This is a genomic window from Denitrovibrio acetiphilus DSM 12809, assembly GCF_000025725.1.
Lineage (GTDB): Bacteria > Chrysiogenota > Deferribacteres > Deferribacterales > Geovibrionaceae > Denitrovibrio > Denitrovibrio acetiphilus.
Window position 1 is genome coordinate 1,514,717 of record NC_013943.1, and the last position, 26,894, is coordinate 1,541,610.

At 41.2% G+C, this 26,894-nt stretch carries 20 protein-coding genes and 1 pseudogene; 12 read left to right on the top strand and 9 right to left on the bottom strand.

The genetic code is table 11. The annotated features are described in order from the left end of the window. Positions 1-66: 66 nt before the first annotated feature. Genes DACET_RS07340 through DACET_RS07365 form a run of 6 tightly spaced genes read left to right on the top strand, consistent with a single transcriptional unit; the run spans position 67 to position 10,091 of the window. Entirely contained in the window at positions 67-1,986 is a 1,920-nt protein-coding gene (locus DACET_RS07340) for a type I restriction-modification system subunit M (RefSeq protein ID WP_013010752.1), read from the top strand. Next, positions 1,983-2,999: a virulence RhuM family protein gene (locus DACET_RS07345; protein ID WP_013010753.1), complete on the top strand. Its 1,017-nt coding sequence runs from the start codon at positions 1,983-1,985 to the stop codon at positions 2,997-2,999. Before DACET_RS07340 ends, DACET_RS07345 begins: the two co-directional genes overlap by 4 nt. Next, on the top strand, positions 2,996-4,321 hold the full coding sequence (locus DACET_RS07350; RefSeq protein ID WP_013010754.1) for a restriction endonuclease subunit S: 1,326 nt from the start codon (positions 2,996-2,998) through the stop codon (positions 4,319-4,321). Before DACET_RS07345 ends, DACET_RS07350 begins: the two co-directional genes overlap by 4 nt. After that, positions 4,321-7,521, top strand: a complete 3,201-nt coding sequence (locus DACET_RS07355; protein WP_013010755.1) for a type I restriction endonuclease subunit R — start codon at positions 4,321-4,323, stop codon at positions 7,519-7,521. Before DACET_RS07350 ends, DACET_RS07355 begins: the two co-directional genes overlap by 1 nt. Next, complete coding sequence (locus DACET_RS07360; RefSeq protein WP_013010756.1) at positions 7,518-8,828, top strand: ISL3 family transposase; 1,311 nt, start codon at positions 7,518-7,520, stop codon at positions 8,826-8,828. Before DACET_RS07355 ends, DACET_RS07360 begins: the two co-directional genes overlap by 4 nt. Before the next feature lie 27 nt (positions 8,829-8,855). Beyond that, the gene (locus tag DACET_RS07365) at positions 8,856-10,091 is read left to right on the top strand and encodes a hypothetical protein (protein WP_013010757.1); all 1,236 of its coding nucleotides are present in this window, start codon (positions 8,856-8,858) and stop codon (positions 10,089-10,091) included. Positions 10,092-10,214: 123 nt separating this feature from the next. Here DACET_RS07365 and DACET_RS07370 read toward each other — a convergent pair whose 3' ends face one another. Continuing rightward, positions 10,215-10,742 (bottom strand): hypothetical protein, encoded by a 528-nt coding sequence (locus DACET_RS07370; protein WP_052293516.1) that lies wholly within the window; start codon positions 10,740-10,742, stop codon positions 10,215-10,217. Between the two features lie 304 nt (positions 10,743-11,046). On the opposite strand from DACET_RS07370, the gene DACET_RS07375 reads away from it, so the two are divergent. Beyond that, positions 11,047-11,928, top strand: coding sequence for a histidine kinase dimerization/phospho-acceptor domain-containing protein (locus tag DACET_RS07375; protein ID WP_013010759.1), 882 nt, complete (start codon positions 11,047-11,049; stop codon positions 11,926-11,928). Between the two features lie 65 nt (positions 11,929-11,993). Here the strand turns inward: DACET_RS07375 and istB are convergent, their stop codons facing one another. Together istB and istA are read right to left on the bottom strand one after the other, a co-directional pair. Then, positions 11,994-12,740 carry an IS21-like element helper ATPase IstB gene (gene istB, locus DACET_RS07380; protein ID WP_013009614.1) on the bottom strand — a complete coding sequence of 249 codons (747 nt, stop codon included), beginning with the start codon at positions 12,738-12,740 and terminating at the stop codon, positions 11,994-11,996. Beyond that, positions 12,724-14,265, bottom strand: coding sequence for an IS21 family transposase (gene istA / locus DACET_RS07385; protein ID WP_013009613.1), 1,542 nt, complete (start codon positions 14,263-14,265; stop codon positions 12,724-12,726). Before istA ends, istB begins: the two co-directional genes overlap by 17 nt. Before the next feature lie 242 nt (positions 14,266-14,507). Between istA and DACET_RS07390 the strand changes: the two genes are divergently transcribed. The 3 genes from DACET_RS07390 (at position 14,508) to DACET_RS07400 (ending at position 16,072) form a co-directional block, all read left to right on the top strand. Then, positions 14,508-14,891, top strand: a complete 384-nt coding sequence (locus DACET_RS07390) for a sensor histidine kinase (RefSeq protein ID WP_169304203.1) — start codon at positions 14,508-14,510, stop codon at positions 14,889-14,891. Positions 14,892-14,904: 13 nt separating this feature from the next. After that, a complete protein-coding gene (locus DACET_RS07395) occupies positions 14,905-15,267 on the top strand; it encodes a hypothetical protein (RefSeq protein WP_013010761.1) in 363 nt (120 codons plus the stop codon). A 100-nt stretch (positions 15,268-15,367) separates the two neighbouring features. Then, a complete protein-coding gene (locus DACET_RS07400) occupies positions 15,368-16,072 on the top strand; it encodes a response regulator (RefSeq protein WP_013010762.1) in 705 nt (234 codons plus the stop codon). 206 nt (positions 16,073-16,278) lie between these two features. Here the strand turns inward: DACET_RS07400 and DACET_RS07405 are convergent, their stop codons facing one another. From DACET_RS07405 to DACET_RS07420, 4 genes are read right to left on the bottom strand one after another with little or no spacing between them, the layout of a single operon-like run. After that, positions 16,279-17,577 carry a TolC family protein gene (locus DACET_RS07405; RefSeq protein WP_013010763.1) on the bottom strand — a complete coding sequence of 433 codons (1,299 nt, stop codon included), beginning with the start codon at positions 17,575-17,577 and terminating at the stop codon, positions 16,279-16,281. Continuing rightward, the gene (locus DACET_RS07410; RefSeq protein WP_013010764.1) at positions 17,574-20,849 is read right to left on the bottom strand and encodes an efflux RND transporter permease subunit; all 3,276 of its coding nucleotides are present in this window, start codon (positions 20,847-20,849) and stop codon (positions 17,574-17,576) included. Before DACET_RS07410 ends, DACET_RS07405 begins: the two co-directional genes overlap by 4 nt. After that, positions 20,846-21,925: an efflux RND transporter periplasmic adaptor subunit gene (locus tag DACET_RS07415; RefSeq protein WP_013010765.1), complete on the bottom strand. Its 1,080-nt coding sequence runs from the start codon at positions 21,923-21,925 to the stop codon at positions 20,846-20,848. Before DACET_RS07415 ends, DACET_RS07410 begins: the two co-directional genes overlap by 4 nt. Then, on the bottom strand, positions 21,915-22,511 hold the full coding sequence (locus DACET_RS07420; protein WP_169304204.1) for a TetR/AcrR family transcriptional regulator: 597 nt from the start codon (positions 22,509-22,511) through the stop codon (positions 21,915-21,917). Before DACET_RS07420 ends, DACET_RS07415 begins: the two co-directional genes overlap by 11 nt. A gap of 130 nt (positions 22,512-22,641) precedes the next feature. Between DACET_RS07420 and DACET_RS07430 the strand changes: the two genes are divergently transcribed. Then, positions 22,642-23,822, top strand: a protein-coding gene (locus DACET_RS07430) for an IS3 family transposase (RefSeq protein ID WP_430640270.1) whose coding sequence is annotated in 2 segments (ribosomal slippage) — positions 22,642-22,920 and positions 22,923-23,822 — 1,179 coding nt in all. Because the reading frame shifts where the segments join, the coding sequence is not laid out codon by codon here. A 41-nt stretch (positions 23,823-23,863) separates the two neighbouring features. On the opposite strand, the gene DACET_RS07435 is transcribed toward DACET_RS07430, so the two are convergent. After that, positions 23,864-24,963 (bottom strand): IS3 family transposase gene (locus tag DACET_RS07435; protein WP_148214160.1). Its coding sequence is split into 2 segments (ribosomal slippage): positions 23,864-24,711 and positions 24,711-24,963, totalling 1,101 coding nucleotides; the frame shifts between segments, so codons are not numbered across the junction. Between the two features lie 39 nt (positions 24,964-25,002). Beyond that, complete coding sequence (locus DACET_RS07445; RefSeq protein WP_013010769.1) at positions 25,003-25,650, bottom strand: hypothetical protein; 648 nt, start codon at positions 25,648-25,650, stop codon at positions 25,003-25,005. 224 nt (positions 25,651-25,874) lie between these two features. On the opposite strand from DACET_RS07445, the pseudogene DACET_RS07455 reads away from it, so the two are divergent. Beyond that, a pseudogene (locus DACET_RS07455) lies at positions 25,875-26,890 on the top strand (IS3 family transposase); the annotation flags it as partial. Between the last annotated feature and the right edge of the window lie 4 nt (positions 26,891-26,894).

Genomic DNA, 26,894 nt, shown 5'->3' on the forward strand with positions numbered 1-26,894 from the left:
TATTGGGGTTGATTTTGTTCCACATATTGTATAGTCTGTACTATGCAATCTAGGGTGGAGTGAAAAATGGATCAACAAACATTTGCGAATAAAATATGGTCAGTAGCTGACCTTCTGTTAGGCGATTTCAAACAAGCTGAATACGGACGAATTATTCTGCCGTTTATGGTGCTCAGAAGACTTGAATGTGTTCTTGAGCCCACTAGGGAATCTGTGCTGGAACAATATGAAGCAGTTAAAGATCAGGGACTTGACCTCGACTTGATTCTCCCAGGAATAGCTGGGTGTACATTCTATACTACCTCAAAATTTACTCTCTCTACTTTGGGAGCAACAAATACCAAGCAAAACCTCGAAGACTATATAAGTAAGTTCTCCTCAAATGTCCGTCAGGTATTTGAACAGTTTTCATTCAGCAGCTGGATTGGTAAACTTGAAGAAGCAAATCTCTTGTATCTTGTATCAAACGAATTTAAAGATTTAGAGCTTCATCCGTCAGTTGTTTCCAACTATGAGATGGGCTTAGTTTTTGAACACCTGATTCGCAAGTTTGCTGAAGCGTCAAATGACACTGCCGGAGAGTTTTACACTCCAAGAGATGTTGTGCGTCTGGCTACAACACTTGTTTTCTCTACAGATCAGGAAGCATTAAGCGGTGAAGGCATTGTGCGTACAATTTATGACTGTGCTGCCGGAACAGGAGGCTTTCTTTCGTCCGGTATTGAGCTCGTGGGAGAGTGGAACACTAACGCTACTATCATTCCCTATGCTCAGGAGCTTAACCCTGAGACTCATGCTATCTGTGTAGCCGACAAACTTATCCAAGGCTATGACACCCGCAATATAAAGTTTGGGAACACTCTTTCAAATGACCTTCTGTCGGGAGAAACTTTCAACTATTGTCTTGCGAATCCGCCTTTCGGTGTGGACTGGAAGAAGGTTCAGAAGCCTGTTAACGATGAGCACAGAGTAAAAGGCTATGCCGGAAGGTTCGGCCCAGGACTTCCGAGAGTAAGTGACGGCTCTATGCTGTTCCTGCTTCACCTGCTTTCCAAACGTAAGCCACCAGAGGAAGGCGGGACACGAATAGGGATAGTCCTTTCTGGCTCCCCTTTGTTTAATGGCGGAGCAGGTTCTGGAGAGTCGGAGATCCGCAGGTGGATACTTGAGAATGACTGGCTTGAAGCTCTTGTTGCTCTGCCGACTGATATGTTCTACAACACAGGTATCAGCACATATATATGGGTACTTTCTACAAATAAAGAAGAGCATAGAAAGGGGCTGGTACAGTTAATTGACGCAAGTAAGATATCCACTCCTATGCGTAAAAATCTTGGCAGTAAGCGCAAATGGCTGAATGATGAACAGATCACTGAGACAGCGAGAATTCATGATGCTTTTGAAGAAAGTGATGTCAGCAAGATATTTGAGACTGAACAGTTTGGTTACAGACGCATTACAGTCGAAAGACCTCTCCAGCTTAAATTCTCCGTAACACCTGAGAATATTGAGTCATGGGCAAACAGTAAGAACGCTGAATATGTTGATGAGTTATCCAAAGTTTCCGGTGAATATCTGGATATTGACAGCTTCCTTAAAGCTGCCGGAATAAAGAAGCCGAGTGCCGCATTAATCAAAAATATCTGCAAGTTTTTTGGGAAACATTACCCTGATGCAAAGGTGATATGTGACGCAAAAGGCAACCCTTTACCTGATCCTGACCTGCGTGATTACGAAAACGTGCCACTGGGCGAAGATATTGATGAATATTTTGAAAGAGAAGTTATACCTCATGTGCCGGACGCATGGATAGATACCGCTAAAAAAGATCATAAAGATGGTTTAGTGGGCATTGTTGGGTACGAAATAAACTTTAACCGATATTTCTATGAGTATGTACCGCCAAGATCGCTGGAAGATATAGATGCTGACCTTGAAGCTGTTGAAAACGCCATCGCAGAGCTCCTGAAAAAGGTGACAAGATGAACAGCAAAGGCGAAATAATCATTTACGAAACAGATGACGGGAAGCTTCAGCTTGATGTGCTGATGGAAGATGAGACACTTTGGCTTACTCAAAGTGACATGGCAAACCTCTTTCAGTGCTCAAAGGATAATATCTCTCTACACTTGAAAAACATCTATGAAGAAGGAGAGCTTGAACCACAAGCAACTACCGAGGATTTCTCGGTAGTTCGTCAGGAAGGTGACAGGCAAGTTAAAAGGACTGTAACTCATTACAACCTCGATGTGATTATATCTGTCGGATACCGTGTAAAGAGCATGATAGCCACACGTTTCCGCATATGGGCAACCAAGCAGCTTAAAGAATATATCGTCAAAGGCTTTGTGATGAATGACGAGAGGCTTAAGAATCCCGGAGGATGGGATTACTTTGATGAGCTCCTTGAGCGCATCCGTGAGATACGGGCCTCAGAAAAAAGGTTTTATCAGAAGGTTCGTGACCTCTTTGCACTCAGTATTGATTATAAAGACAGCCAGCAAGCGAGCCAGACTTTCTTTGCAGAAGTGCAGAATAAGCTTCTTTATGCTGTTACAGGCTATACGGCAGCGGAGTTAATCGTTAAACGCTCTGACTCAAACATGCCGAATATGAACCTTACATCATGGGAAGGCAGCCGAGTCCGCAAGAGTGACGTGATAACAGCTAAAAACTACCTTACATCCGATGAAATAGACTCTCTTAACAGGCTTGTGGTGATATTTCTGGAGCAGGCAGAACTGAGAGTAAAAGACAGAAAACAGCTTACCCTTGATTACTGGCGGAGCAACGTGGACAGGATGCTTGAATTTAATGAGAAGCCTATTTTACAGGGTGCGGGTTCTATCAGCAAAGAGCAGATGAAACGTATAGCTCATGAGCGTTTTGAGGATTTTGATAAGAAGCGGAAAATAGCTGAAGCTCAGGAAGAAGATGCAAAAGACCTTCAGGAGCTTGAAACCCTCCAGAAAGGCTTAGAGCAGGGAAAAAAGAAATGAGCTATAAAGCATATCCGTCATATAAAGACAGTGGTATTGAGTGGCTTGGAGAAATTCCTGAGCATTGGGCAATAGAAAGGTTTAAGTTTCAGCTGAGAGCTGGTTTTGAGGGTTTAAAAATTGGTCCTTTTGGCAGTCAAATAAAAGCAGAATTGCTTAGTGATGAAGGAATAAAAGTATATGGACAAGAAAATATAATTAAAAACAACTTTGACCTTGGTCATCGTTTCGTATCTGAAGAATTATTTTGTGAGTTAGAAGTATATGAAACTCTACCTGGTGATATTTTAGTGACTATGATGGGGACTGCTGGCAGATGTCAGGTCACTCCAGAAAAGATCAATCAAGGGATTATAGATTCTCACCTTATTAGGCTTCGTGTTAACAAGTGTTTGTTAAGCCGGTTTTGTAAGTATCTTATAAATGACTCTGCATATATTGAACATCAGATAAGGTTAATGGGCAAGGGCTCTATAATGCATGGGTTGAATTCGACGATCATTAAGAATCTTATTTTTATACTTCCCCCATTGAAAGAGCAAAGTATTATTTTGAAATATCTAGATAAAAAAACTGCTCAGATAGATGAACTGATTGATAAAAAGAAGAAACTGATAGAAAAGCTAGATGAAAAGCGTACTGCTCTCATTACTCATGCTGTCACAAAAGGCATGAACCCAGATGTGAAGATGAAAGACTCAGGCGTTGAGTGGCTGGGAGAAGTACCTGAACATTGGGACATAGTGAAAGCAAAATATCTATTCACAATAGAAAAGCGTATTGCTGGGTTTTTAGGTCACGATGTCCTGTCTATCACGCAAACAGGTATAAAAGTTAAGGATATTGAATCCGGAGAAGGACAGCTTTCTATGGACTACACAAAGTACCAAATAGTTAAAGTTGGCGACTTTGCTATGAACCATATGGACTTACTTACAGGATATGTTGATATATCGCAATTTGATGGAGTAACGAGTCCTGATTACAGAGTATTCAGATTGTCAGCTCAAAACTGTAATCCACAATACTATCTTTACCATATGCAAAGAGGATATAAGGAAAAAATCTTCTTTAATTATGGGCATGGAAGTGCACAGTTGGGACGCTGGCGTTTACCTACAGATGAGTTTAAGGAATTGTCCTTCCCTGTTCCTCCATATGAAGAGCAACAAGCCATTGCTGAATACATAAGCAGTGAGACAATCCTAATAGACTCTCTAATTTCCAAAACTGAAGAAAGCATAAGCCTGCTGAAAGAAAAACGATCCGCACTGATAACCGCTGCGGTTACCGGTAAAATAGATGTCAGGGAGGAAGCCTAATGTCTACCGCTCACAGAGAAATACACTTTGAAGACTACATAGTAGACCAACTGACCTCATCTGGCTGGGAAGTTGGCAAGCATACAGAATATGATCGTGGCAGGGCTCTATATTACCCTGATGTCCTTGCATGGATACAGGATAGCCAGCCTGAAACATGGGAAAAGCTTATCCGGATTCACGGCAGTGATACTGAACCTGCTGTGCTTGACAGGCTCGTGAAGTCTCTGGAGTCTAAAACAGGTGGGACAATAAATGTCCTTAGAAGAGGTTTTGGAATGGCAGGAGGCGGCACTATCCAGATGAGCCAGACCATGCCGGAAGACGACAGAAACGAAACTTCAGTAAAACGATATAATCAGAACCGCCTCCGCATTGTGAGACAGGTCAGATATTCCCTTGATAACGAAAACGCTATAGATCTTGTGGCTTTTATAAACGGTATCCCTGTGGCTACTTTTGAGCTTAAGACTGATTTTACCCAGTCTGTTGAGGCTGCAAAGGCACAGTACAAACAGGACAGGAAGCCAAAAAGCTCTTCATCAGGCAGACTGGAACCGCTTCTTGCCTTCAAAAGAGGAGCTATCGTTCACTTCGCAATGTCAGACTCTGAGGTATATATGGCGACCAAGCTTGACGGTGAGGCGACATATTTCCTGCCGTTTAATCAGGGGAATGACGGAGCTGCAGGTAATCCGCCATCTGCCGAGAATAGCTACCCTGTCAGCTACATGTGGGAAAGGATATTACAGAAAGACAACTGGCTTAGAATATTTCATAGATTTGTATTGATAGAGAAAAAGGAGTATGAGACCGCTTCCGGAGAGATACGCTTCAAAGAGACAATGATATTTCCACGCTATCATCAGTGGGAATCTGTAACTAAAGTTATAGACGCAGTAAAGGTGGAAGAAGCCGGTCATCAGTATCTTATTCAGCATAGTGCCGGTTCGGGCAAGACAAATACTATCTCGTGGATATCCCACGAGCTTATAAGACTCAGGTATGCAAGCGGAGCATCATACTTCAACTCTGTTATCGTTGTTACTGACAGAACGGTTCTCGATGCCCAACTACAGGAAGCCATCAGCCAGATTGAACACCAATACGGTGTTGTTCATGCTGTGGACAGAGAGGCATCAAGCCTTTCCAAAAGCCAACAGCTAGCAAATGCACTTATGACTGGCACACCTATCATTGTGGTAACAATACAAACTTTCCCATATGCTATGGAAGCAATTTTGACAGAGCAGAGCCTTCAGGATAAAAGATTCGCTGTCATTATGGATGAAGCCCATAACTCCCAGACAGGAAGCACAGCTCAGAAGCTGAGACAGGTACTGGCTCTGAATTCAAAGGCTGATATGGCTTCTATGACATCTGATGAGATACTTGAGATGATTCAGAAAGTGCGTGGTATGCCTAAGAATGTAAGCCACTTCGCTTTCACCGCAACTCCGAAACATTCCACGCTCTCATTATTCGGCAGACCTATGGATCCATCCAAGCCGCTTTCAAAAGATAATCCTCCGGTCCCATTCCATACATATACTATGCAGCAGGCCATTGAGGAAGGATTTATACTCGATGTTCTGCAGAACTATACCCATTACGACACAGCATTCCGGATTGGCGAGAAATTCGTAAAGGATGAGACAAGAGTTGATGCTAAATATGCCAAGAGAGCTTTGGCAAGATGGGTGTCCCTGCACCCGACAAATGTATCTCAGAAGGTGGAGTTTATTGTTGAGCACTTTTATAGCAGTGTAGCTATGCTCCTGAACGGTCAGGCGAAGGCGATGGTTGTGACCAGCTCAAGGGCGGCAGCAGTGAAATATAAGCTAGCTTTTGATAAGTATGTTGAAAAAAAGGGGTATGTCGGCATACGCTCTCTAGTGGCCTTTTCCGGCCAGATACTTGGGAAAGATATCAATGATGACTTTAACCACTTTCCTGACGACCAATCATTTACTGAAGATAATATGAATCCTGATACCAGGGGGCGTGATCTTCGTAAGGTTTTTGATACTCGTGAATATCAGGTAATGCTTGTTGCAAATAAGTTTCAAACTGGTTTCGACCAGCCGAAGCTTGTTGCAATGTATCTGGATAAAAAGATATCCGGTGTGGAGGCAGTACAGACTCTTTCACGCCTGAACAGAACCTATGCGGGTAAAGACAAGACATATGTTATAGATTTTGCCAACAAGCCGGATGAGATAGTTGAGGCCTTTAAGACATATTACAAAAGTGCAGATGTGGCAAATGTGCAGGATCCTAATATCGTATATGATATGAAGGAGCGTCTTGACGGTATGCAGATGTTTGAAGCTGAAGAGGTTCGCCAGTTCGGTATTGCTATAACCTCAGCTAAAGTAACACATGAGAAGCTTTATTCACTTACACAACCGGCAACAGACCGTTTTAACGGGCGCATGAAGATGCTGAACAACGCAATTGAAGTTTCTGAAAAAGAATTTCTGCTGGCTAAGAGCAAGCAAGATGAGGCAGGAACAAAGAAAGCGGATGCCAGAAGGTCTGAGTATACAAAAGCCCGTGACGAGCTCTTAATCTTCAGTGAGGGCTTAACCAAGTTTGTAAATATCTATGAGTATGTAGCTCAGTTGGTGGAGTTCGGAGATGCTTCTATAGAGTCTTTTGCTTCATACGCAAAATTGTTGAGCAAGAGACTCAAAGGTATAGCTCCAGAGCAGGTTGACCTGAACGGTCTACAGCTTACCCATTTCAAAATGACAGACACGGGCTCAGTTGATACACGACTTGATGCCGCAGACAAACCTCTGCTTGAACCCGCAAAAGGTACTGGTGGGCGTGATCCGAGAGACAGGGAAAGAGCATACCTTCAGGAGCTGATCAAAATGCTCAATGATGTATTCGGTAAGGATATCACCGATAAAGACAAGGTGGCCTTTGCGGTTCATGTCAGCGAGAAACTCAGAGACAATAAGAAAGTCATGGCTCAGGTTAAAAACAACAGCAGAGAACAGGCTATGAAAGCTGATCTGCCAGCCGAAGCCACAAAAGCTATTGTGGGAGCTCTTGGCTCTCATCAGGCGATGGCAAAACGTCTTCTGAGTGATGAATTTACACGCAACACCTTCTTATCTGTTGTCTACGAACTTTTAAAGAGTGATGCTGTTGCCGGACTGATAACAGAAGCAAGGGATGAAGACCAATGATTGATTTACTACAGTTAAAAGGTGTTAACCCCATAGGGCAGCGGATAGAAGATGATATTCTCCTTATACTTGCGGAGTCTAATGTTTCGGAGCCGGAGTCCTGTTCCGGATGCGGTTCAAAACCTGTATATAAACACGGTAAACGTACACATGTTTATGCTGACACCCCTATGCATGGGATGCCTGTAAAAGTAGAGATAGAACGGCAGAGATACCGCTGTCAATCATGCGGAACCGTTATTGTACCCAATATACCATCTCTTGATGAAAAGCGAGTTGTAACAAAGCGGTTAATAGAATTCGTTCAGGCAAGGTGCTTTAACAACACCTTTACATTACTAGCAAACGAAACCGGACTTGCAGTGAATACCATTAAAGCAATCGCCTTAGATTATACAGAAGATCTGGAAACTTCTGTATACAGGGAAACCCCAAGGCTGCTTGGTCTTGATGAAGTAATGATTTCGGGCGGTTACAGAGCTGTAATGGTTAACCTTGAGATGAATACTCTTTTCGATATCCATGACAACAGGAAGCTGGCAAGTATGCGTCAGTATTTTGAGAAGCTGAAGGATAAAGACAATATTGAATGGGTTTGTGCGGATATGTGGGAACCATACAAGGTTCTCATTTCAGAGCAGATTCCACAAGCAAAGCTTGTAATTGACAGATTTCATGTTGTAAGAATGGCTTCAAACGCTATGGAGCAAATCAGAAAAAAGCTTCAGAGCGAACTATCTCATTCAGAGCGGCTTAAGGTCAAAAAGAACATTCGCTGGTCACTGCTTAAAGGCAGTAAAAGCAAATCGGAATATGACCATGAGGTTGTTGAATATATCAGAGAAAATTATCCGGAACTGGCTTTAGCTTATGATCTGAAGGAAACTTTTTTCAATATATATGAGTTCCCAGACAGAGCTTCCGGAGAGGCGGCATATAAAGAATGGAAAGATGCTATACCGCTGAAATTCAGCCCAGAGTTTAATACTGTCATCAAAATAGTGGATAGCCACTATGAGGACATTTTTAACTATTTTGACTGCCCTATTACGAATGGCTACACAGAAGCCATGAACGGAGTTATGAAGGCGGCAAACCGCATGGGCAGAGGTTACAGTTATGAGGTTATTCGGGCGAAGCTGTTATTCTCTAAAATAGCCAGACAGTCAGGTAGTGTGATTGTTCAGCCATACAGCGACAGACCATCACATCTTAAAGAAGCATCTCCAAAAGAAAAATCTTTCAGGGACTATGGTGCGTCTATCCTAACTCTGGATACGATGTCAGAACGTGGGGAATTGGATTGAGTATAAAATACCTTATTGGAGTAAATTATGATGAACAGGTATAGTATTCAAATATTTGCGGAAGTAGAGTTGCGAGATTATCTTGAACAAAAAAAAGCATCGATAGTTGATTCCATCGAAAAAGAAAGTGATGACTATCTGCTAAATGTCAATGAAGTCGATTATATTAAGTATAAAACGGAAGAAGCGAAGATCGAACCTTTAAAAATTCATGTTGATCAAATTTACGCTTCATCATCTGAACAAATGATTCCAGCAGAATATTTCCCTAATACTTTTTTCGTTCGACAGGGCGAAAAATATAAAAAAGATGTTATCAGATTCCATATGCCTTTCAGTGGTAATAGCTATTTGCTAAAATGCAAACCAAGTACGAGAATACTGTGGTCAACAGGTATTGAGATCAGTGGACAAGAGTTTACTTTTGAAATAATCAACTTTAGTAATGATGTTGCTAAAATTACAATTGATAAAGACTCAAAGATCCGTGATATTATGAAGCAACTTGTAAATGTTACAAAAGACATTGATCAATATAACTCAGGTATCGAAACTCAAGTCAAAAATGCATTTGACTCCCGTAAAAAGAAAATCCTCAGTAAAAATAATATTCTAGCATCGCTTGGTGTGCCAATAAAAAAAGCTACAAATGTACCACAAACCTTTGCAGTACCCACACAGGGAATACGAAAGAAAATCCCTATCAGCAGACCTCAAGTTCACGAGGCCGGCTATACTCCTGAACCAAGCCTTGATTTAACCACTTACAATTCGATTCTCAAACTGATTCATGATGTCGGTAAGGAATTTGAAAGATTGCCCAGTCTATATTGCGACAAGGAAGAAGAGCATTTAAGAGATCATTTTTTAATGATGCTTGAGCCTAATTTTGAAGGGTCGGCTACAGGTGAGACTTTTAACAAGAAAGGCAAAACGGATATCTTATTAAGACATGATGGAAAAAATGTTTTTATTGCTGAATGTAAATTCTGGAAAGGCTCAAAAGCGTTTCTGGACACAATATCACAACTCTTAGGGTATCTAAGCTGGAGAGATTCAAAAGCAGCAGTGATTATGTTTGTACAGAACAAAGACTTTACATCTGTTTTAAACTCGGTAAAAGTTGCCGTTACCGAACATCCTAATTTTATTGAATTAAAAGTGATGAAAGACGAAACATGGCTTAACTGCACCGTTCATTTAAATGGCGATAGAAACCGATTAGTTTATTTAGCAGTGATGTTATATCATCTCCCTAAATAAATGACGGCTATAGATTTCAACCTCATCTACTGTTTTGGGAAAAGACTGATAATGATTGAATTCAACCTAAAGAATAAATGTAACTGTTTGCATTAAGGTTAGTGTTTTATATAAATTCAACCCTCAAATGCAAATAACCACAATAAAAAGCCCATAACCGATAAAGGCAGTATGGAACGACCAGTACCCGTTAATGGCAAATATCCCGTCTTTGAAATATGGCAAAAAGGTCAACGGAAAGAAACTCGCTCCAACAAATACAGCAAAAGCTGCAGCCCACTTAGGCATCAGAGCAGGCTTTTCTTTATCAAGGAAAACCAGCGCACCTATCGCAAACCCCTGCACAGTAGTAATCATATAAGTCATATCGTAAACATACCATCCTATGAAATGCACAGTTTTAACCAGCTCCGGGTCAGCCTGACCTGCAAACTCTGCACACCACACCCATAAAACCGGACAGAAAATTAGAACCCATCCAGTGAGGGTTCCTCCCATGAGATTTATCATAGCCAGAATGGGAGCTTTCTCCCTTTTCCACATCTGAATCGTAAGCTGCACCGACCATACTGCATAAAGCAGACCAAAACATGCTGATAGTGCCTGCCCAAGCAAAATTCTATCCCTGTACTGAATATAAAAATTATTCACAAGCTCCACTGAGGAAAATTTAGGATCAGGCGGCGGTAGCTCAGTTGTTCATTCATATCTGACGCTCCTTATTTTTAGTTCGGTCGTTTGATCTAAAATACATATCTACCTGACTTGCGTGTCAATAGAATTTTATGACCCATAGTTTTTTCGCAGTACACAGGATTGAGACCATGCTTACGGACATACTGCTTTCACTGCATGCTAGCTCAGTATACTGTTACATTCTGTTACAATTCTTCAACAACTTTAAACACTCTTACTCCTGTTTGAAAGTATATTTAACTGTAACAGAGGAGTGTTTATGTCTAGAATATACTACAACTCAATTTTTACTAAGATGCTTGTTCTCATTATATGCTTAGTCTTTCTAATCAATATTTTAGTTTTCAGTGTATTTCACTATTATTCACTTAAACTTGATTCTAGCTCAAGGGCTAATCTCGAGGCGTATGCCGTTTACATTAAAGACGATTTGGGCTTACCTCCTAATAAAGTCAAAGCGGCAGCGCTATCCAAGAAATTAAACGCTTCCGTTTCTTATCATTCCGAAAGTGAAAAATGGGTAACCGGACAGCACACAGAAGATTTCCCTGATGATAAACTGTATCCTTTGGTTGATAGTGAAGGGATTAACGTTGCTTCCTCTCACGGCTTTATTCGTTTTACTTTCACAGAAGCAAACCACGTCCTGACAGTAAGAATACTACCGAATACCAGTGATCTACACGAACTTAGGATTCTTCTTCTGTTATTACTTGGGTTTGTTGTAATCATTTTATTTTCAGCTTTCTTAGTTATCAGAAAATTACTTTCCCCGATAAAGATGATGTATTCTGCTATGGAAATAGTCAGAGCGGGAGATTTTCAGCACAGGATACAGCACAAAGGCAAAGACGAGCTGGGGCAGTTGTGTACAACTTTTAACGACTTATCTGAAACCATAGAACAGGCTATTTACTCCAGAGAGCATTTAATAGCAGACATAAGCCACGAACTAAGAACACCGCTTACAAGCATGAGAATCGCAGCAGACATGGTGGATGATAAAGAACTAAAAGCGTCTTTAATCGACGATATCTCTCACATGGATAAGTTAATAAATACTGTCCTTGAGTACTCCAGATTCGGTTTCTCAAATTTAACAATAAAAAAGAATCAATTTGTCATTTTGCAGTTCAATTGACCCCTCTGATTTGCAGGTTAATTGACCCCCTCTCTCCTTAATTTTTGTTTACGTCATCTTCCTTTTTAAATCAACTTTTTTCTGGATTTAATTTTTCTATAGCTCTCACCCTCAATGACAACTCTGTATGCATTATGCACCAACCTGTCGAGTGCCGAGTTTGCGAGAATCGGGTCATGGAATAGTTCCAGCCATTCATCCGTATCCCTGTTGCTTGTGATCACAGTAGATGCTCTCCCGTACCTTTCCACAACAATCTCATAGAAGTCAGTAGACTGTTGTTCATTCAATGCCTTCAGTCCGAAGTCATCTATAATAAGCATATCGGGAGTAATAAATCCAAGCAGAGCCTTCTCATAGGAGTAGTCAGCTCTGGACTGCTGCAGTCTTTTAAAAAGTTTCTCTGCTCTGACCATCAGGACTTTTTTACCTCTTCGCACAGCAGCGTGGGCCAATGCATTTGCCAGATATGTTTTACCAACACCGACAGGTCCGCACAGCATCACGTTATCTTTTTCCTCAATAAAATTCAGACCGAACAGTCCTTTGATCATTTCTCTGTCTACCTGCACCGGAGCGTCGAAGTCATATCTCTCCAGTGTCTCAAAGGGGTTAATACCAGCTTTTTTCATTTGATTATCCACCTGGTTATGAAGACGCCTGTCCACTTCATCCTGCATTACCAACTCAAGAAACTCTGCATATGTCAGGTGCTGCTGTTTGGCATAAGCCATCCGTTCCGGTAAAGTAGCCAGTATTCCCGACAGCCTTAGTTTTTTTACTGTCTGTTTCAGTTCATTTGATAGTGTCATCGTGACCTCCTTCGTAGAAATAGTTTTTATTGCGTGTAAATTTAGCGGGTTTCAGCACTTTACAGGAAGATTTTTCTACCTCATTATTCTGCATAGAGAGCTCAATTATATTTACTACTCTGTACACATTGATGAGGTCGAAGCTTACTGCCCGCTGACATGCCTGCTCCATACGACCATGACCATATTTATCAGCATCCCGGATGAGTTTCTGAGCCTGCCTTAGATTCTGCCATGGGAAGTCACCGGATAGCAGACGCTCCATAAATTCTCCGCAGTAGAAACCTACTTCTTTAGCCTTATAAATATGATATTCACAGCTCTTCATGGTGTATCCACGTTTCTCTTCAGGATAGTCACTGGTGTCTGTTGAGCGTTTACCTTTTTTCATACGACTATGCACCTTTATCTGCTGCTCTTTGTGGTAAATGCGAACCAGCTTGCTGTCCAGCCTTACAGAAACCTCTTTGCCTATGTATACAGTGGGGACAGAATAAAGAGCGCTTTGAATACGGATATGATGGTCTGGATGCACTTTGCAGGTTCCCCAGAAAGGTACATCGTAACGCTCCTGTTCCAGAGGGAGCAGATTCGCCTGCTCTTCCATATCAAATACAATGCGGGGATGCTTTTTAGTTGTGCCATGTATACGCATGCCGGAGACAGTTCTGCACCAGGCATCTGCTGCTTCCTGTGCATGGGAAAGGCTCCTGAATGTCTCTCCTTTAAAGAAGTTATCTCTGACATATGATACATTTCTTTCAACTTTAGGCTTGTCTTTCGGAGCAACTGCCCTTGCAGGGTCTATGATAAATCCACGGTAACAAGCATACTCATAAAAGTAGCGGTTGAACTGCGCATCATAACGGTCTGCCTTATCTATGGCTGTCTTCATGTTGTCGACAATCACTTTCGCAGGAACACCGCCGAAGAATTCCCAGGCTGATTCCAGACCGGTGATTACTTCCTGGAATTTCATGCTATGGCAAAGGTGAACATACTGATAGCGGCTGTAAGGCAAAGTCACTATCAATGCATGGACCACACGCCTTCTGTCTGTCTCAGGGTCATATAAAAGCCCCAGACGACCGAAATCAACCTCTGCGTATTCGCCTGGAGCAGTTTCAGGCATGCGGACTGTGTTGTGCTTAAAGAAACCAAGATCTTCATGAAGGTAGCGGCGCAGTGTGTCATAGCTTACAGAAACACCATGACGCTTAAGAAGAGAATGAATCTTGGTCATAGTGAGGCGCTCTTCACTCAGCCAGTGTTCCAGTTTCTCTTTGTATGGAATAAGAACTTTACGGCACTCACTGACTGGGCGAGAACCGTCTCCGTATACTTTGCGGTAGACACCGTATGCGATCTCCTCCAGTGGTGGCTCACTGTCACTTTCGAAACCCAAAGTGACAGCCAGTTCTATGTATTTCCTGATGGTGTTTCTAGACATCTTGCGAGCCTTGGCGATCGTCTTAAAGCCGTCGCCATGCTTTCTGCGTCGTAGAATATCCAGGATGTCGTGCATGTGGTACTCCTTTCGCATTCAATTTCTCCATAGTTATTTTCTATGGAGGCATTATACAAAGGAGAGATTTTTACAAAACTTTTTACAAAAGCTGACACCACAGAGGGGTCAATTGAATTGCAAATATGGGGGGTCAATTCAGCTGCAAATATTTGCCGCCAGGGGGGTCAATTGAACTGCAAAATCACAAATTTAATTTCACTAAAATTGCTAAGAAATGCGTATCCCCTTTTAATAAAGACGTGGAGTTAATCGAGCTAGTAATCGATGACGAAATCATTTTTTACGGTAGCAGCCTTTTGATAGAGAGTCTGATTACTAACCTTTTAAGCAATGCGGTAAAATACTCATCCAATTCTGAAAAACATGTACTTATGATGGCTGAAGCAAAAGATGGAATTTTAAATATTACCATAAGAGACCATGGTGCAGGAATATCTGGCGAGGATATACCATACATATTTGAGCCTTTTTACAGGTCTGATTCAGCTAGAACAAGAAACACAGGTTTTGGACTTGGCTTAAGCATCTGCAAAAAAATTGTTGATATTCATAATGGAGAAATATCAGTCTCCAGCACAGAAGGTGCTGGAACTGAGATAAAAATATATTTCAAACTCAATTAAAGGAGAGAATCAAATGGAAATTTCAAAAAATAAGTCAAGAGAAGAAGTTATTGAAGCATTTAGTTTAATGTGGGGTAATTATCCTGCGCCAGTCATGCTGATTACATACAAACATGATATCATTGCAGTTAACGAGATTTATCAGCAGTATGGCGTATCTACAGGACAGAAATGCTCCTCTCTCCCTGGCAACCATAAAGGCTGCAGAGCAGGAGAAGCAAAAATGTCTGGTAAACCAGTAAGATGCGTAGCTCAGGCTGAAAACAGTGTGGTTTATGATGGATACTGGATACCTGTTGAAGGAGAATACCTTATTCACTTCGGCAATGATATTACTCAGTATGCGGATATAGAAAAAGTAAACGCTAGTGATTAATAATATGAAAAAGTTAAACAACATTGCTTTTTTCTTAATGGTATTTATATTTATAGCTGCAGTCATAACAGCATTCTTGTTTATGCCGAAGTAGGTGAAAATGTCCCACAATATTTTGATTGTTGATGACGATATTAAGCTATGCAAAATGCTAAGCAGGTATTTACGTGACTATTCATACTCAGTGGACGTAATTAACAACCCGCTGATGCTTGAAAAATATCTCAAGTCATCAAAACCGTCAGTAATTATACTTGATATAATGATGCCACATATAAACGGCTTTGATCTTTGTAAAAAGCTGAGAAAAAACTCTGACATACCGGTTATAATGCTTTCAGCGAGAGGCGAAGTAGAAGATAGAATTGCAGGCTTGGAAGCTGGTGCCGATGATTATCTCGCCAAGCCTTTTGAGCCGAGAGAGCTTATCGCCAGAATTTATGCTGTGATTAAACGCTTTGAGCATTCAGAGGACACTGCAAACAATGCCGCTGTTTATCAGTACGGAGAACTTTCTATTGATACTGATAAGTATAAAGCGACTATGGATGGCAGTAACCTTGAGCTTACAAAAACAGAATTTATAATATTATCATTAATGGTGCGCAATCCGTACATTCTCCTGAGCAGAGATAGACTGTATAATGAGCTTACTGGATTTGACTGTGATGCATATAACAGAACAGTCGACATTTCTGTGAGCAGATTGCGAACCAAACTTAACGATGACCCAAAATCACCAAAATATATCAAAACGGTTTGGGGAGAAGGGTATATGTTTATTGCTGATAAATTGGATACTTAAGCTGTATGAGGTAATAGTTCTGTCTTCATCGTTGATATACAAAAATGAATATATTACTCATAATATCATGAAAAGACTAAATATAATAATCTTAAGGAAATTTTGTGAGTTATCCTTATAGTTCATTTATTCAAGCCTTACAGGAGCAACGGTTGTTAAACACTGCCAGCGTGTATTTGTGAATACATTATACTGATTGCTCTCGCCTAAAGAGTGCCTAGTGTATAAAGAAGAGTTAGAGATGCTAATACATAATCATAAAACGCATTTGCAGCACTGGTCTGACTGTTTATCCGCAGAGTTTCAGCATCCAGTACTTCAGTATGAGAGCAAAAACCGTTTTTATAGCGGTCTCGTGTGACTTTCAGGTTCTCTTCTGACATTTCAATAGCTTCTTCTGTCACTTTAACTCTTTTCATTGTTTCATTAACGTTTAGCCATGCCTGGCGTACCTGAAGTGCTATCAGTGATACCGTATCAAGGCGCTGTTCTTTTATGGCAAAGGCCTTTTGTTTGAGCGCTATCGACTTATGTCTGATACCTCCGCCATCGAATAGGTTTATATTTGCCTGAACTCCTATAAACCACTTGCCTTCTTCAGTTTGATAATCATTTTCCTGATAAGCATAACCGCCTGCCAGACCTATTTGCGGCAGCTTGCCCCCACCAACTGCTTTTGATTGAGCCATAGCTGTCTTAATACTTTCATCGATAGCTTTGAGTTCTTTGCGGGTATTAAGCGCAGATTCGGTAAGTTCCTCAAGCGGTTTACCGGCAATCTCACAGTCGCAGTCAATCTCATCTAAAACTACTTCATTGTCGAGACTCTGCATAAGAAGCTTGTTATAAGCTGCTTTTGTAATATCAACAGCATTTTCTGCCAGTAATTCACGCTGACGTGCATCGGCTAAGGCAACCTGAGCTGACAGTTTATCGCTCACAATGACCATTCCCTGCTCGAAAAGCCCCTCTACATCATAAGCGTGCGCTTCAAGATTATTAACGTGGCTTTTTGCCTGATTCAACATCCTTTGTGCTCTCAGAACCGAAACATAGGCTTTGGCGACTTCCATCTTTAAATTTTGCTCATATATGGTTATCTGTGTTTTGGATGCATCCAGCATTGCATTTGCAGCATTAATACTCTCTTTTATCTGCCCGCCGGTAAACAGAGGGACACTAGCTGTAAAACCATACGAGAAGCTGTCATTAGGCATCATGGGCACCTCCGCTTTCTGACCAAAAAGGTTTGCCGCAAGTGCCTGTTCTTTATCAAGCATTGTGTACCCTGCATTTGCATCAAATCTGGGAATTCTTGACGATTTTACTACATTAAGTATGCTTTCTGCAGCTTCTGATTGTATTTTAACAGACTTTAAACCTCGGTTAGCTTTTAAGGCTCTTTGCCATGCATCATCTAGTGTTTCAGATTTTGCTTCCCAAGCTACCGAAAATGTAAAAATAATTATTAATAAAATTATTTGAATATTGATTATATTCTTCATTTGTTTGCTCCCAATGTTTGTTCTTTATAAGTAAGCTTTATGTACAGCATCAAAGGAATAACTATAAGTGTCATAAATGTAGAAACTATCGTTCCGAATATCAGAGATATAGCAAGCCCCCCGAAAACAGGATCAGTAAGCATAACCGCAACGCCAAACACTACTGCCAAAGCGGTAAGTATAATAGGTCTTGTCCTCATCTCAACAGATTCGACAACTGAGTCTCTGATACTCATACCACTTTTAATATTCTGAAGAGCAAAATCGATTATTAGAAGAGAGTTCCTGATAACGACGCTGGCAAGAGCAAGTAGACCTATGATAGATGCCGCCGTAAATTGCTGTTGCATAATAAGATGCCCAGGAAATACACCTGCAACACCAAGAGGGATTGAAAACATTGCAATCAGAGGCAGACTAAAAGATTTGTAATATGCCACCAGTATAAAATATATTATAAGAAGGGACAGAGATAAGGCAGAGAACAGTTCCCTGTATATATCCAGAGTCATTCTCATTTCTCCACCCCATAGCAGACGGTACCCATTAATGTTATTAGGGGTATCCTCTATCAACCCAAGATTTCCTGTAGTTAATTTGCTTGCATCAGGTAGAGTTATGTTTTTCAGTTTTTTATCCAAAGCAAGAACAGCATAAACAGGAGCCTTAGAACTCATCTCTCCGCCAACAAAGGTAACCCTTTCATTATCTTTATGATATATCGGGCGATCAACTGAAGCAGCCTCTATCTTTACCAGCTCTGAAAGAGGGATCTGTTTTCCTGCCTTGTTTGTCAGCAGAACCCTTGACAAAAGCTCAGGGTTTATCTGGTATCTACGCGGTATTTTAAGCTGAATAGGGATAGGTTTTTTCTCTCCGGCTATATGCGCCATTCCAATGTTTTCACCGTCTATCAGTCTTCTTATCGCCAGAGCTATCTCTGCGGTTGTTAGCCCGGAAAGCATGGCTTTTTCTCTGTCAGGTATCAGACGATACTGGTAGATGTCTTCCTGTTCGGTGTCAGTGACTTCTGCTATATCATATGTATTTTCGAACTCATGGCGTACTTTTTCAGAAAGGATTCTGAGCTGTTTGGTATCAGGACCGTAGATTTCTGCCCGCACAGTAGATCTTAGAGGGGGCCCCGGAGGGTCTTCTACAAGCTGAACAGTTGTTCCGGGATAATTGTCCGCAATCCGGAGGATTTCGGGTCTGAGCTCTCTGACAAGCTTTATAGAGCTTCTGCTGCGTTTACTTTTGTCAGTCAGATTGACTCTTATCTCGGCAATATGCGGACCAGCTTTTAAAGCAGAGCCTCTGAGCAGACCATTGAAGTCTTTTACACCTGCACTGCCTATCCATGTCTGATAATTTATCACTTCAGGAACTCCTCTGAGTAATGTTCCTATTTCTCTGGCAAGCTTATCAGTAATTTCAACCGGAGTTGTTTCAGCCATATCTATTGTGATATTAAATGTATTTTTATTGTCTTTAGGCAACATAGCCATTTCAACACCAAACCAAGCCTGCGGTCCTTCTATACCTGCCGGACGGATAAACTGCCATAATGGCTGAAACACAGACAGGCTTATAGATGCAACTACAACCAGAATCACCCATTTATATGATTTCGGTCTGTCCAGCAGAAAAACAAGACTCTTTTTAAAGGCAATCTGAATGTTGAATTTACTCTTCTTTTTGTCTTTATGCCCATTTTGTTCCGGATGAGGCTTTATCCACTTATAAACTCCCCAGGGAACAACTATATAGGCAACAATGAGAGATGTTGCCATTGCCAGAGGCACATTAAACATAATAGGGAAGAAGTATTGCTCAGGCATACCAGTAAGGAGAGCCATAGAGATAAAAACTATCATCACTGCAACCGTGGCAAGGTTGGTAGGGTTGCCTATCTCATTTGTCGCTAAAATAGCTACTGTTTTAGGGTCATTACCTTCCAGTTTCTGATAGCGTCTGTGTATATTTTCGATAACGACTATAGCTGCATCGACAAGCATTCCCAAAGCTATTATCAGTGCATAAAGTGTGATTCTGTTTATAGTGGGACCAAAGAGAAAGTCGCCTCCGATTGTGAGCCCCAGAATAAGCGGTATCGTCATACCAACTATCAGAGCTTCCTTAAGCCCTAAAAATATTATTGTAATTAGAAAAACCGCGAAAACGGCTATACTCAAATGCTCTATTAAAAGGTTAACAGCCGCATCTGCCTTTTTACCATCATTGCGCGTAATTATTATATCCACATCATTCGGCACAAATTTGTCTCTCATCGTGTTAATTCTGTCTATGACGTCGTCAGCAACGAATACAGCATTAGTTCCTGCTTTTTTTGCAACAGCAAGAGTTACCGCAGGCACTTCCGGCTGAGTAAATTTATCAAAACGTTCGTCTCCTGAGCCGAAAGCAAAGCGGGTCAATTTAACCCTGTCTGTCGGAGGGCCGTCTACCACAGTGCCGATATCTCCTAAATAAATTGGTCTGCCTCCGTAGTTGCCAACTATAAGGTGCTCAAAATCCTCGGCGGCAACTATAAAGCCGTCCATGAATACGTCCTGATTCTCACCGTGCTGAACAACTGTGCCGAGCGGGGCGGATACATTGCCGGCCATTATAATGGCCTTGACCTGGTCCAGAGTCGTTCCGTATGACTGCAGTTTTTCAGGTTCGATTTCAATACGTATGGTTCTGTCTGCACCGCCTTTCACATATATATCGGACACATCCGGCAGACTTCTTATGCCGTCCATCATGCGGTCAGCAAGCCGCTTCAATGCGTAATCGCTATATTTTTCTGATGCTAGGGTAAAGGTAAGTATGGGTACATCGTCAACATCAATACTGCGTATGATAGGTAGGCTCGCCTGCGGTGGAAGTTTATCCCTTTGACCAAGAATTCTGTCGTATAGCTTAACCAGTGAACGTTCCTTATCCTGCCCTACCTCGAATTCTATACTGAGAATGCCGACTGAGTTGTTTGATATTGAGTAAGTATGGTCTACACCGGATATCTGCTGAACTATGCTTTCCAGTGGTCTTACAACAAGTTCCTCTATCTCTTCTGAAGAAGCTCCAGGAAGTGTTACCTGTACCATAGCACCCGGAACTATTATCTGCGGGTTTTCCTCTCTGGGGGTAAACATTATTGCGACCAGCCCCAGTGCTGCACAAGCTATTATGAATGCGACTGTCAGCTTTGACGTTATGAAATAATCAGCCAGTTTACCAGCTGCATTGAGACGTTTAATCCTCATCTCACAGCCTCTTTGATAATAAGATCACCATCACGCATGCGTGAGTTTGCATTTAGTACAAATAATTCGTCTGGATATAGTCCGGAATCTATCTCAACCTTATCCGCCCACCTGCGTCCGGTACGGAGCCAGCGAAATCTGATGACTCCTTCTTTATCAAGGATAAATATTCCCTGAAGCCCGCCACGTTCTACAACAGACTCTGTAGGAATGATAAGTGTGTCTGATGTGCCAATGTTAAAATAAACTCGTCCGAACATTCCTAGTCTGAGTCCGTTTACATCTGGCAGCGATACTTTGACCTGACAACTTCTTGTTACAGGGTCCGCAACATTTACCACACTTTTAACTCTACCATTTAGTTTCTTCTGGATACCGTCTATCTCAACCAGTACGGTATCGTCCGGATGTATATTTATAATCCTGCTTTCTGCGACAAATGTTTCTATGATAAAACCTTCTTTGACTTCCAGCGTGAGTATCGGAACTCCAGGAACCGCAAGGTCGCCGGCCTGTTTACTTTTGCTGATTATTACCCCGTTAACAGGGCTTTTGAGTTCTGTATAGTTCTTCATAGATAAAGCAGCTGTTAGCCCTGCTTTCGCTTGTTTTAAGGATTCAGTTGCCGTCTCGAACCTAAGCTGCATTTTTCTTATCTCGTTATCAGATATGCTCCCCCTTTTAAAGAGCTTTTCATACCTATCAATATCAATTTCTGCATCTTGGTATGCAGCAGCAGCAGTTGCCACTGCAGCGTTCGCCTGACGTATTTTACTGTCCACTTCGTCAGAATCAAGCAGGACAAGCACCTGCCCTTCCTGAACACTGTCGCCCTCCTGTACAAAGACTCGTTTTATATATCCACTAAGCTTAGAAGTAACCTCTATCCTTTGGTCGGATATAACTGAACCTGTTGTTATATAGTTGATAGGGGCGCCAACGGACGCCTGAGTGAGGCTTGTCTCCCATTTTTGAGGGATTGCTTTTTCATAAGCCTGTTCATCTCCACAGCCATAAGTTCCGAAGACGACAATAACAAAAAGAATAGTAAACTTTGATATTAAATTAGAATTCATTAATTTCACCTGATGTATTTTTCTTTAAACCATTTACAAATAACGACATAAGCACTTGTATCTTATTTTCAAGTAAATCGAAATTTGGTGTTGCAATATTACTCTGAAGCATTCCCCAGATAGATTCGGAGATAATTTCTGATGTTATCTCGACTTCATCAGTACTAAATACTCCTCTATCTATCGCTTCATATAAGATATTCTCAATTTTGACACACAGGTAAGAATTAAAATTATTAACAAGATCTTGAGAAAGAATAACTAACTCTGATTTTACCTTTGCATCAATATCTAAAATAAACTTTGCATTAGCTACAGACTGATATAAAGACAAAGCTATACAGGTCAGCTGAGACTCATAACTATCTTTATCGTTTATACCTGCCTCTAAATTTTCCTTAGTTGTCTCAAGTACTTTAGAAATAGCACCTTTAATAACCTGATTTTTGTTTTTGAAATAATAATATAATGTCGGCGTGGCAATCCCCGCAACTTCGGCTATGTCATCTAGTGTAGTCTTATTAATTCCATTTCTGTCCATTAGTTCAATAGCAATTTCAATGAATTGCACATGTTTTTCACTCATTTCCATTTTTCACCAATCTAATTTTCTATGAAAATAATAGATAAATAGCATGACTTTGTCAATAACAGAGGTGGTCCCAGAAATCTGTACAGTATGCTAAGGTGGAAAAAGCATATTGGAGGACCACACAATGTCAAAAGCAAAACGTACCCGTTACTCAGCCGAGTTTAAATCAAAAGTAGCCCTTGAAGCTCTGCGAGAAGAGCAGACCTTGTCGGAATTATCAGCCAAGTATAATGTTCATCCGAACCAGATTTCTAAATGGAAGAAAGAAGCCATCGAAGGGATGGCAACAATCTTTTCCAATAAACACAGCAAGTCAGAAGAAATGTCAGAAGCAGAAATAAAGGATCTTCATGCAAAAATAGGACAACTGACGGTGGAACGAGATTTTTTGCAACGAGCCTTCGGGAAACGGTAAGCATATCCCGGAGGAAGTTTATGATAGAAAATTCTGGAAGCAAACTCTCAATCAGCAAACAGTGCCGTCTTCTTAGTATCAGCCGCTCAAGCTTTTATTATGAAGAGTCTGGCGAATCGGCTTTGAATCTTGAACTCATGCGTATCATAGATGAGCAGTTTATGATGACACCTGACTTCGGCTCTAGGCAGATGACAAAGCTCATCAATAGGTATGGGTATAATATTGGCCGTAAGCGTGTTCGCAGGCTTATGAAGAAGATGGGCATCGCAGCTGTTTATCAGAAGCCTAAGACCAGTAATCCCCATCCAGAGCATAAGACATACCCGTACTTGCTCAGAGGTCTGGATATAAACCGTCCAAATCAGGTTTGGTGCTCAGATATTACCTACATACCCATGAGACGTGGATTTCTCTATCTAGTGGCAATTATGGACTGGTACAGCAGGAAAGTTCTAAGCTGGAGACTTTCAAACAATCTTGATTCTGATTTCTGTGTTGCTGCTCTGGAGGAAGCTCTTGAAAAATACGGAACACCTGAAATCTTTAATACTGACCAGGGTAGCCAATTTACCAGCTATGAGTTTACACAGACTCTCAAGGATGCTGGCGTTAGAATCTCCATGGATGGCAAAGGTCGCTGGATGGATAACGTCATGATTGAGCGCATTTGGAGAACATTGAAATACAGCTTCGTATATCTCCATGCTTTCGATAACGGACATGAACTGAAGCTAGGACTGGCGAACTGGATAAACTTATACAACACCAGAAGACCTCATTCTTCACTTGGCGACAGAACACCATATGAAGCTTACAACGGATTAGGGATTCAGATTTGGGAAAAAGATGATAAAATGACTGAGAGTTTACACCTTATTTCAGTCTAAAAACTGTACAGGATATGGGGACTGTAAGCGTCCCTCTTTTCTTACAGCAGATATTTAGAGTTTTCCGCTCTTTCAGCATACTCCTCTGGAGTCATTTTTCCCAGAGAATCATGCGGTCTTTCTGTATTGTATTCAACCATCCATCGATCAGCTTCTTCCCGAACTTCGCTTAAAGAGAAAAACAAATGCCTGTCCAATACCTCGTTCCTGAATGTACGATTAAACCTTTCCACATATGAATTCTGAAACGGCTTGCCTGGCTGTATGAACTCAAGCTCAACATCATGATACTCCGCCCAGTCAGCCAGTTTTACTGATATGAACTCAGGACCGTTGTCCATTCTGAGTTTAGCCGGATAACCTCTCCAAGAAGCTATCCTGTCAAGCACCCTGATAACTCTTGCTGCCGGAAGATTAAGGTCAACCTCAATGGCAAGAGCTTCCCGATTAAAGTCATCAACGACATTAAATGTCCTGTATTTCCTCCCGCAGTATAAGCTGTCGCTCATGAAATCTATAGACCAGCACTGGTTGATGGATTCAGGCACACTGATAGGCAGAGGATTTCTACTTGGAAGCCTTCTCTTGGCCTTACGGCGCATGTTGAGCTTCAAAAGGCAATAAACCCTATGAACTCTCTTATGATTCCATTTATGTCCAAGCCGACGGATAATGGCAAACAGCTTTCCGAAGCCATATCCCGGATATTTCTCACATAGTTCAAGCAAAACAGCGATAACATGATTATCTCTGTCTACATCCGGCTGATAGTAATAAACCGGACGGCTTATGCTGACTGTACGGCAAGCATGACTGACGCTCATGCCGTATATTGCTCTACAGTAGTCTGCTAAACTACGCTTCTCCGACGGCTTTAAAGCTTTTTTGAGAGAATATCCTTCAGGGCTGTATTCTCTAGGCTAAGATCAGCAAACATCTGCTTCAGTTTGCGATTCTCCTCTTCTAGCTCTTTTAATCTCTTGATGTCTGAGGCTTCCATGCCTCCGTATTTGGACTTCCAGTTGTAATAGGTGGCGTCACTGATGCCGTGCTCTCGACAAATGTCTTTAACCTGTCTGCCGGACTCGGCTTCTTTGAGTATTTTTACGATCTGAGTTTCTGAAAATCGACTGCGTTTCATTAAGTCCTCCTGTTATTAATCTACAGGAAAACTCTAATTTTAAACTGTAAAATTTTTAGGGATGCTTACAAACTTACTTGCCTTTTCTGTGGCGGGTATAAATGTAACTTCATAATAAATTTGTTGAGTTACAAAAAACGGTTTTATCTTATATATATAGTATCGCTCACCAGTAGATATATTTATGTCTGAATTGAGGTCTCTGCCATTTAATCTTTCTGCAATTTTTTCATAATATTCCTGCAAGTTCCTATCTGTATTAAGCGGAAACATCTCTAGGTTGGAAAGGACATCGAGTCCATACTCTAATTTTAGATATTCTTTGATTTTCAGCATGAACTCATAATATTTCAGCATTATACGCTCTGAATCTTCTGGTTCAAGAGTATAATGAGATGCAACTATCTGTAAATACGAATGAAATTTCCACAGGAATTTAAGACTTCCTTTAGTTTTAACAAATTTTATAGCATCAGTGATGTTGTCATAGTTGTATTCTGCAGCATTGTTTTTGGCATATATTCTGAACATGGTATGTTCTACAAATGTTCTTAAATTTAACAAAATATCTTGTGATACTGCACCTCTGCCGAAAGCATCTAGATTCTCAATATGTCGACAGATAGTTTCATTGCTTCTGATGATTTGTTCATTAATTTTTAGTATAACTTCAGGTCTTGCTGGCATTAATCTACTCTCTATTTTTTTACATAGAGTTATGATAACACATATTGAAATCTAAGGTGTGTTTATGTTTAGGGAGCTTATTTGTCATGTTTAGCTACTATTTTGTATTTTCTTTAAGTTGAATATACGCTCTCAGTCAGAGGGCACTAAGAATCTGTAAAGAGGTGGTCCCAGAAATCTGTACAGTATGCTAAGGTGGAAAAAGCATATTGGAGGACCACACAATGTCAAAAGCAAAACGTACCCGTTACTCAGCCGAGTTTAAATCAAAAGTAGCCCTTGAAGCTCTGCGAGAAGAGCAGACCTTGTCGGAATTATCAGCCAAGTATAATGTTCATCCGAACCAGATTTCTAAATGGAAGAAAGAAGCCATCGAAGGGATGGCAACAATCTTTTCCAATAAACACAGCAAGTCAGAAGAAATGTCAGAAGCAGAAATAAAGGATCTTCATGCAAAAATAGGACAACTGACGGTGGAACGAGATTTTTTGCAACGAGCCTTCGGGAAACGGTAAGCATATCCCGGAGGAAGTTTATGATAGAAAATTCTGGAAGCAAACTCTCAATCAGCAAACAGTGCCGTCTTCTTAGTATCAGCCGCTCAAGCTTTTATTATGAAGAGTCTGGCGAATCGGCTTTGAATCTTGAACTCATGCGTATCATAGATGAGCAGTTTATGATGACACCTGACTTCGGCTCTAGGCAGATGACAAAGCTCATCAATAGGTATGGGTATAATATTGGCCGTAAGCGTGTTCGCAGGCTTATGAAGAAGATGGGCATCGCAGCTGTTTATCAGAAGCCTAAGACCAGTAATCCCCATCCAGAGCATAAGACATACCCGTACTTGCTCAGAGGTCTGGATATAAACCGTCCAAATCAGGTTTGGTGCTCAGATATTACCTACATACCCATGAGACGTGGATTTCTCTATCTAGTGGCAATTATGGACTGGTACAGCAGGAAAGTTCTAAGCTGGAGACTTTCAAACAGTCTTGATTCTGATTTCTGTGTTGCTGCTCTGGAGGAAGCTCTTGAAAAATACGGAACACCTGAAATCTTTAATACTGACCAGGGTAGCCAATTTACCAGCTATGAGTTTACACAGACTCTCAAGGATGCTGGCGTTAGAATCTCCATGGATGGCAAAGGTCGCTGGATGGATAACGTCATGATTGAGCGCATTTGGAGAACATTGAAATACAGCTTCGTATATCTCCATGCTTTCGATAACGGGAGCCTGT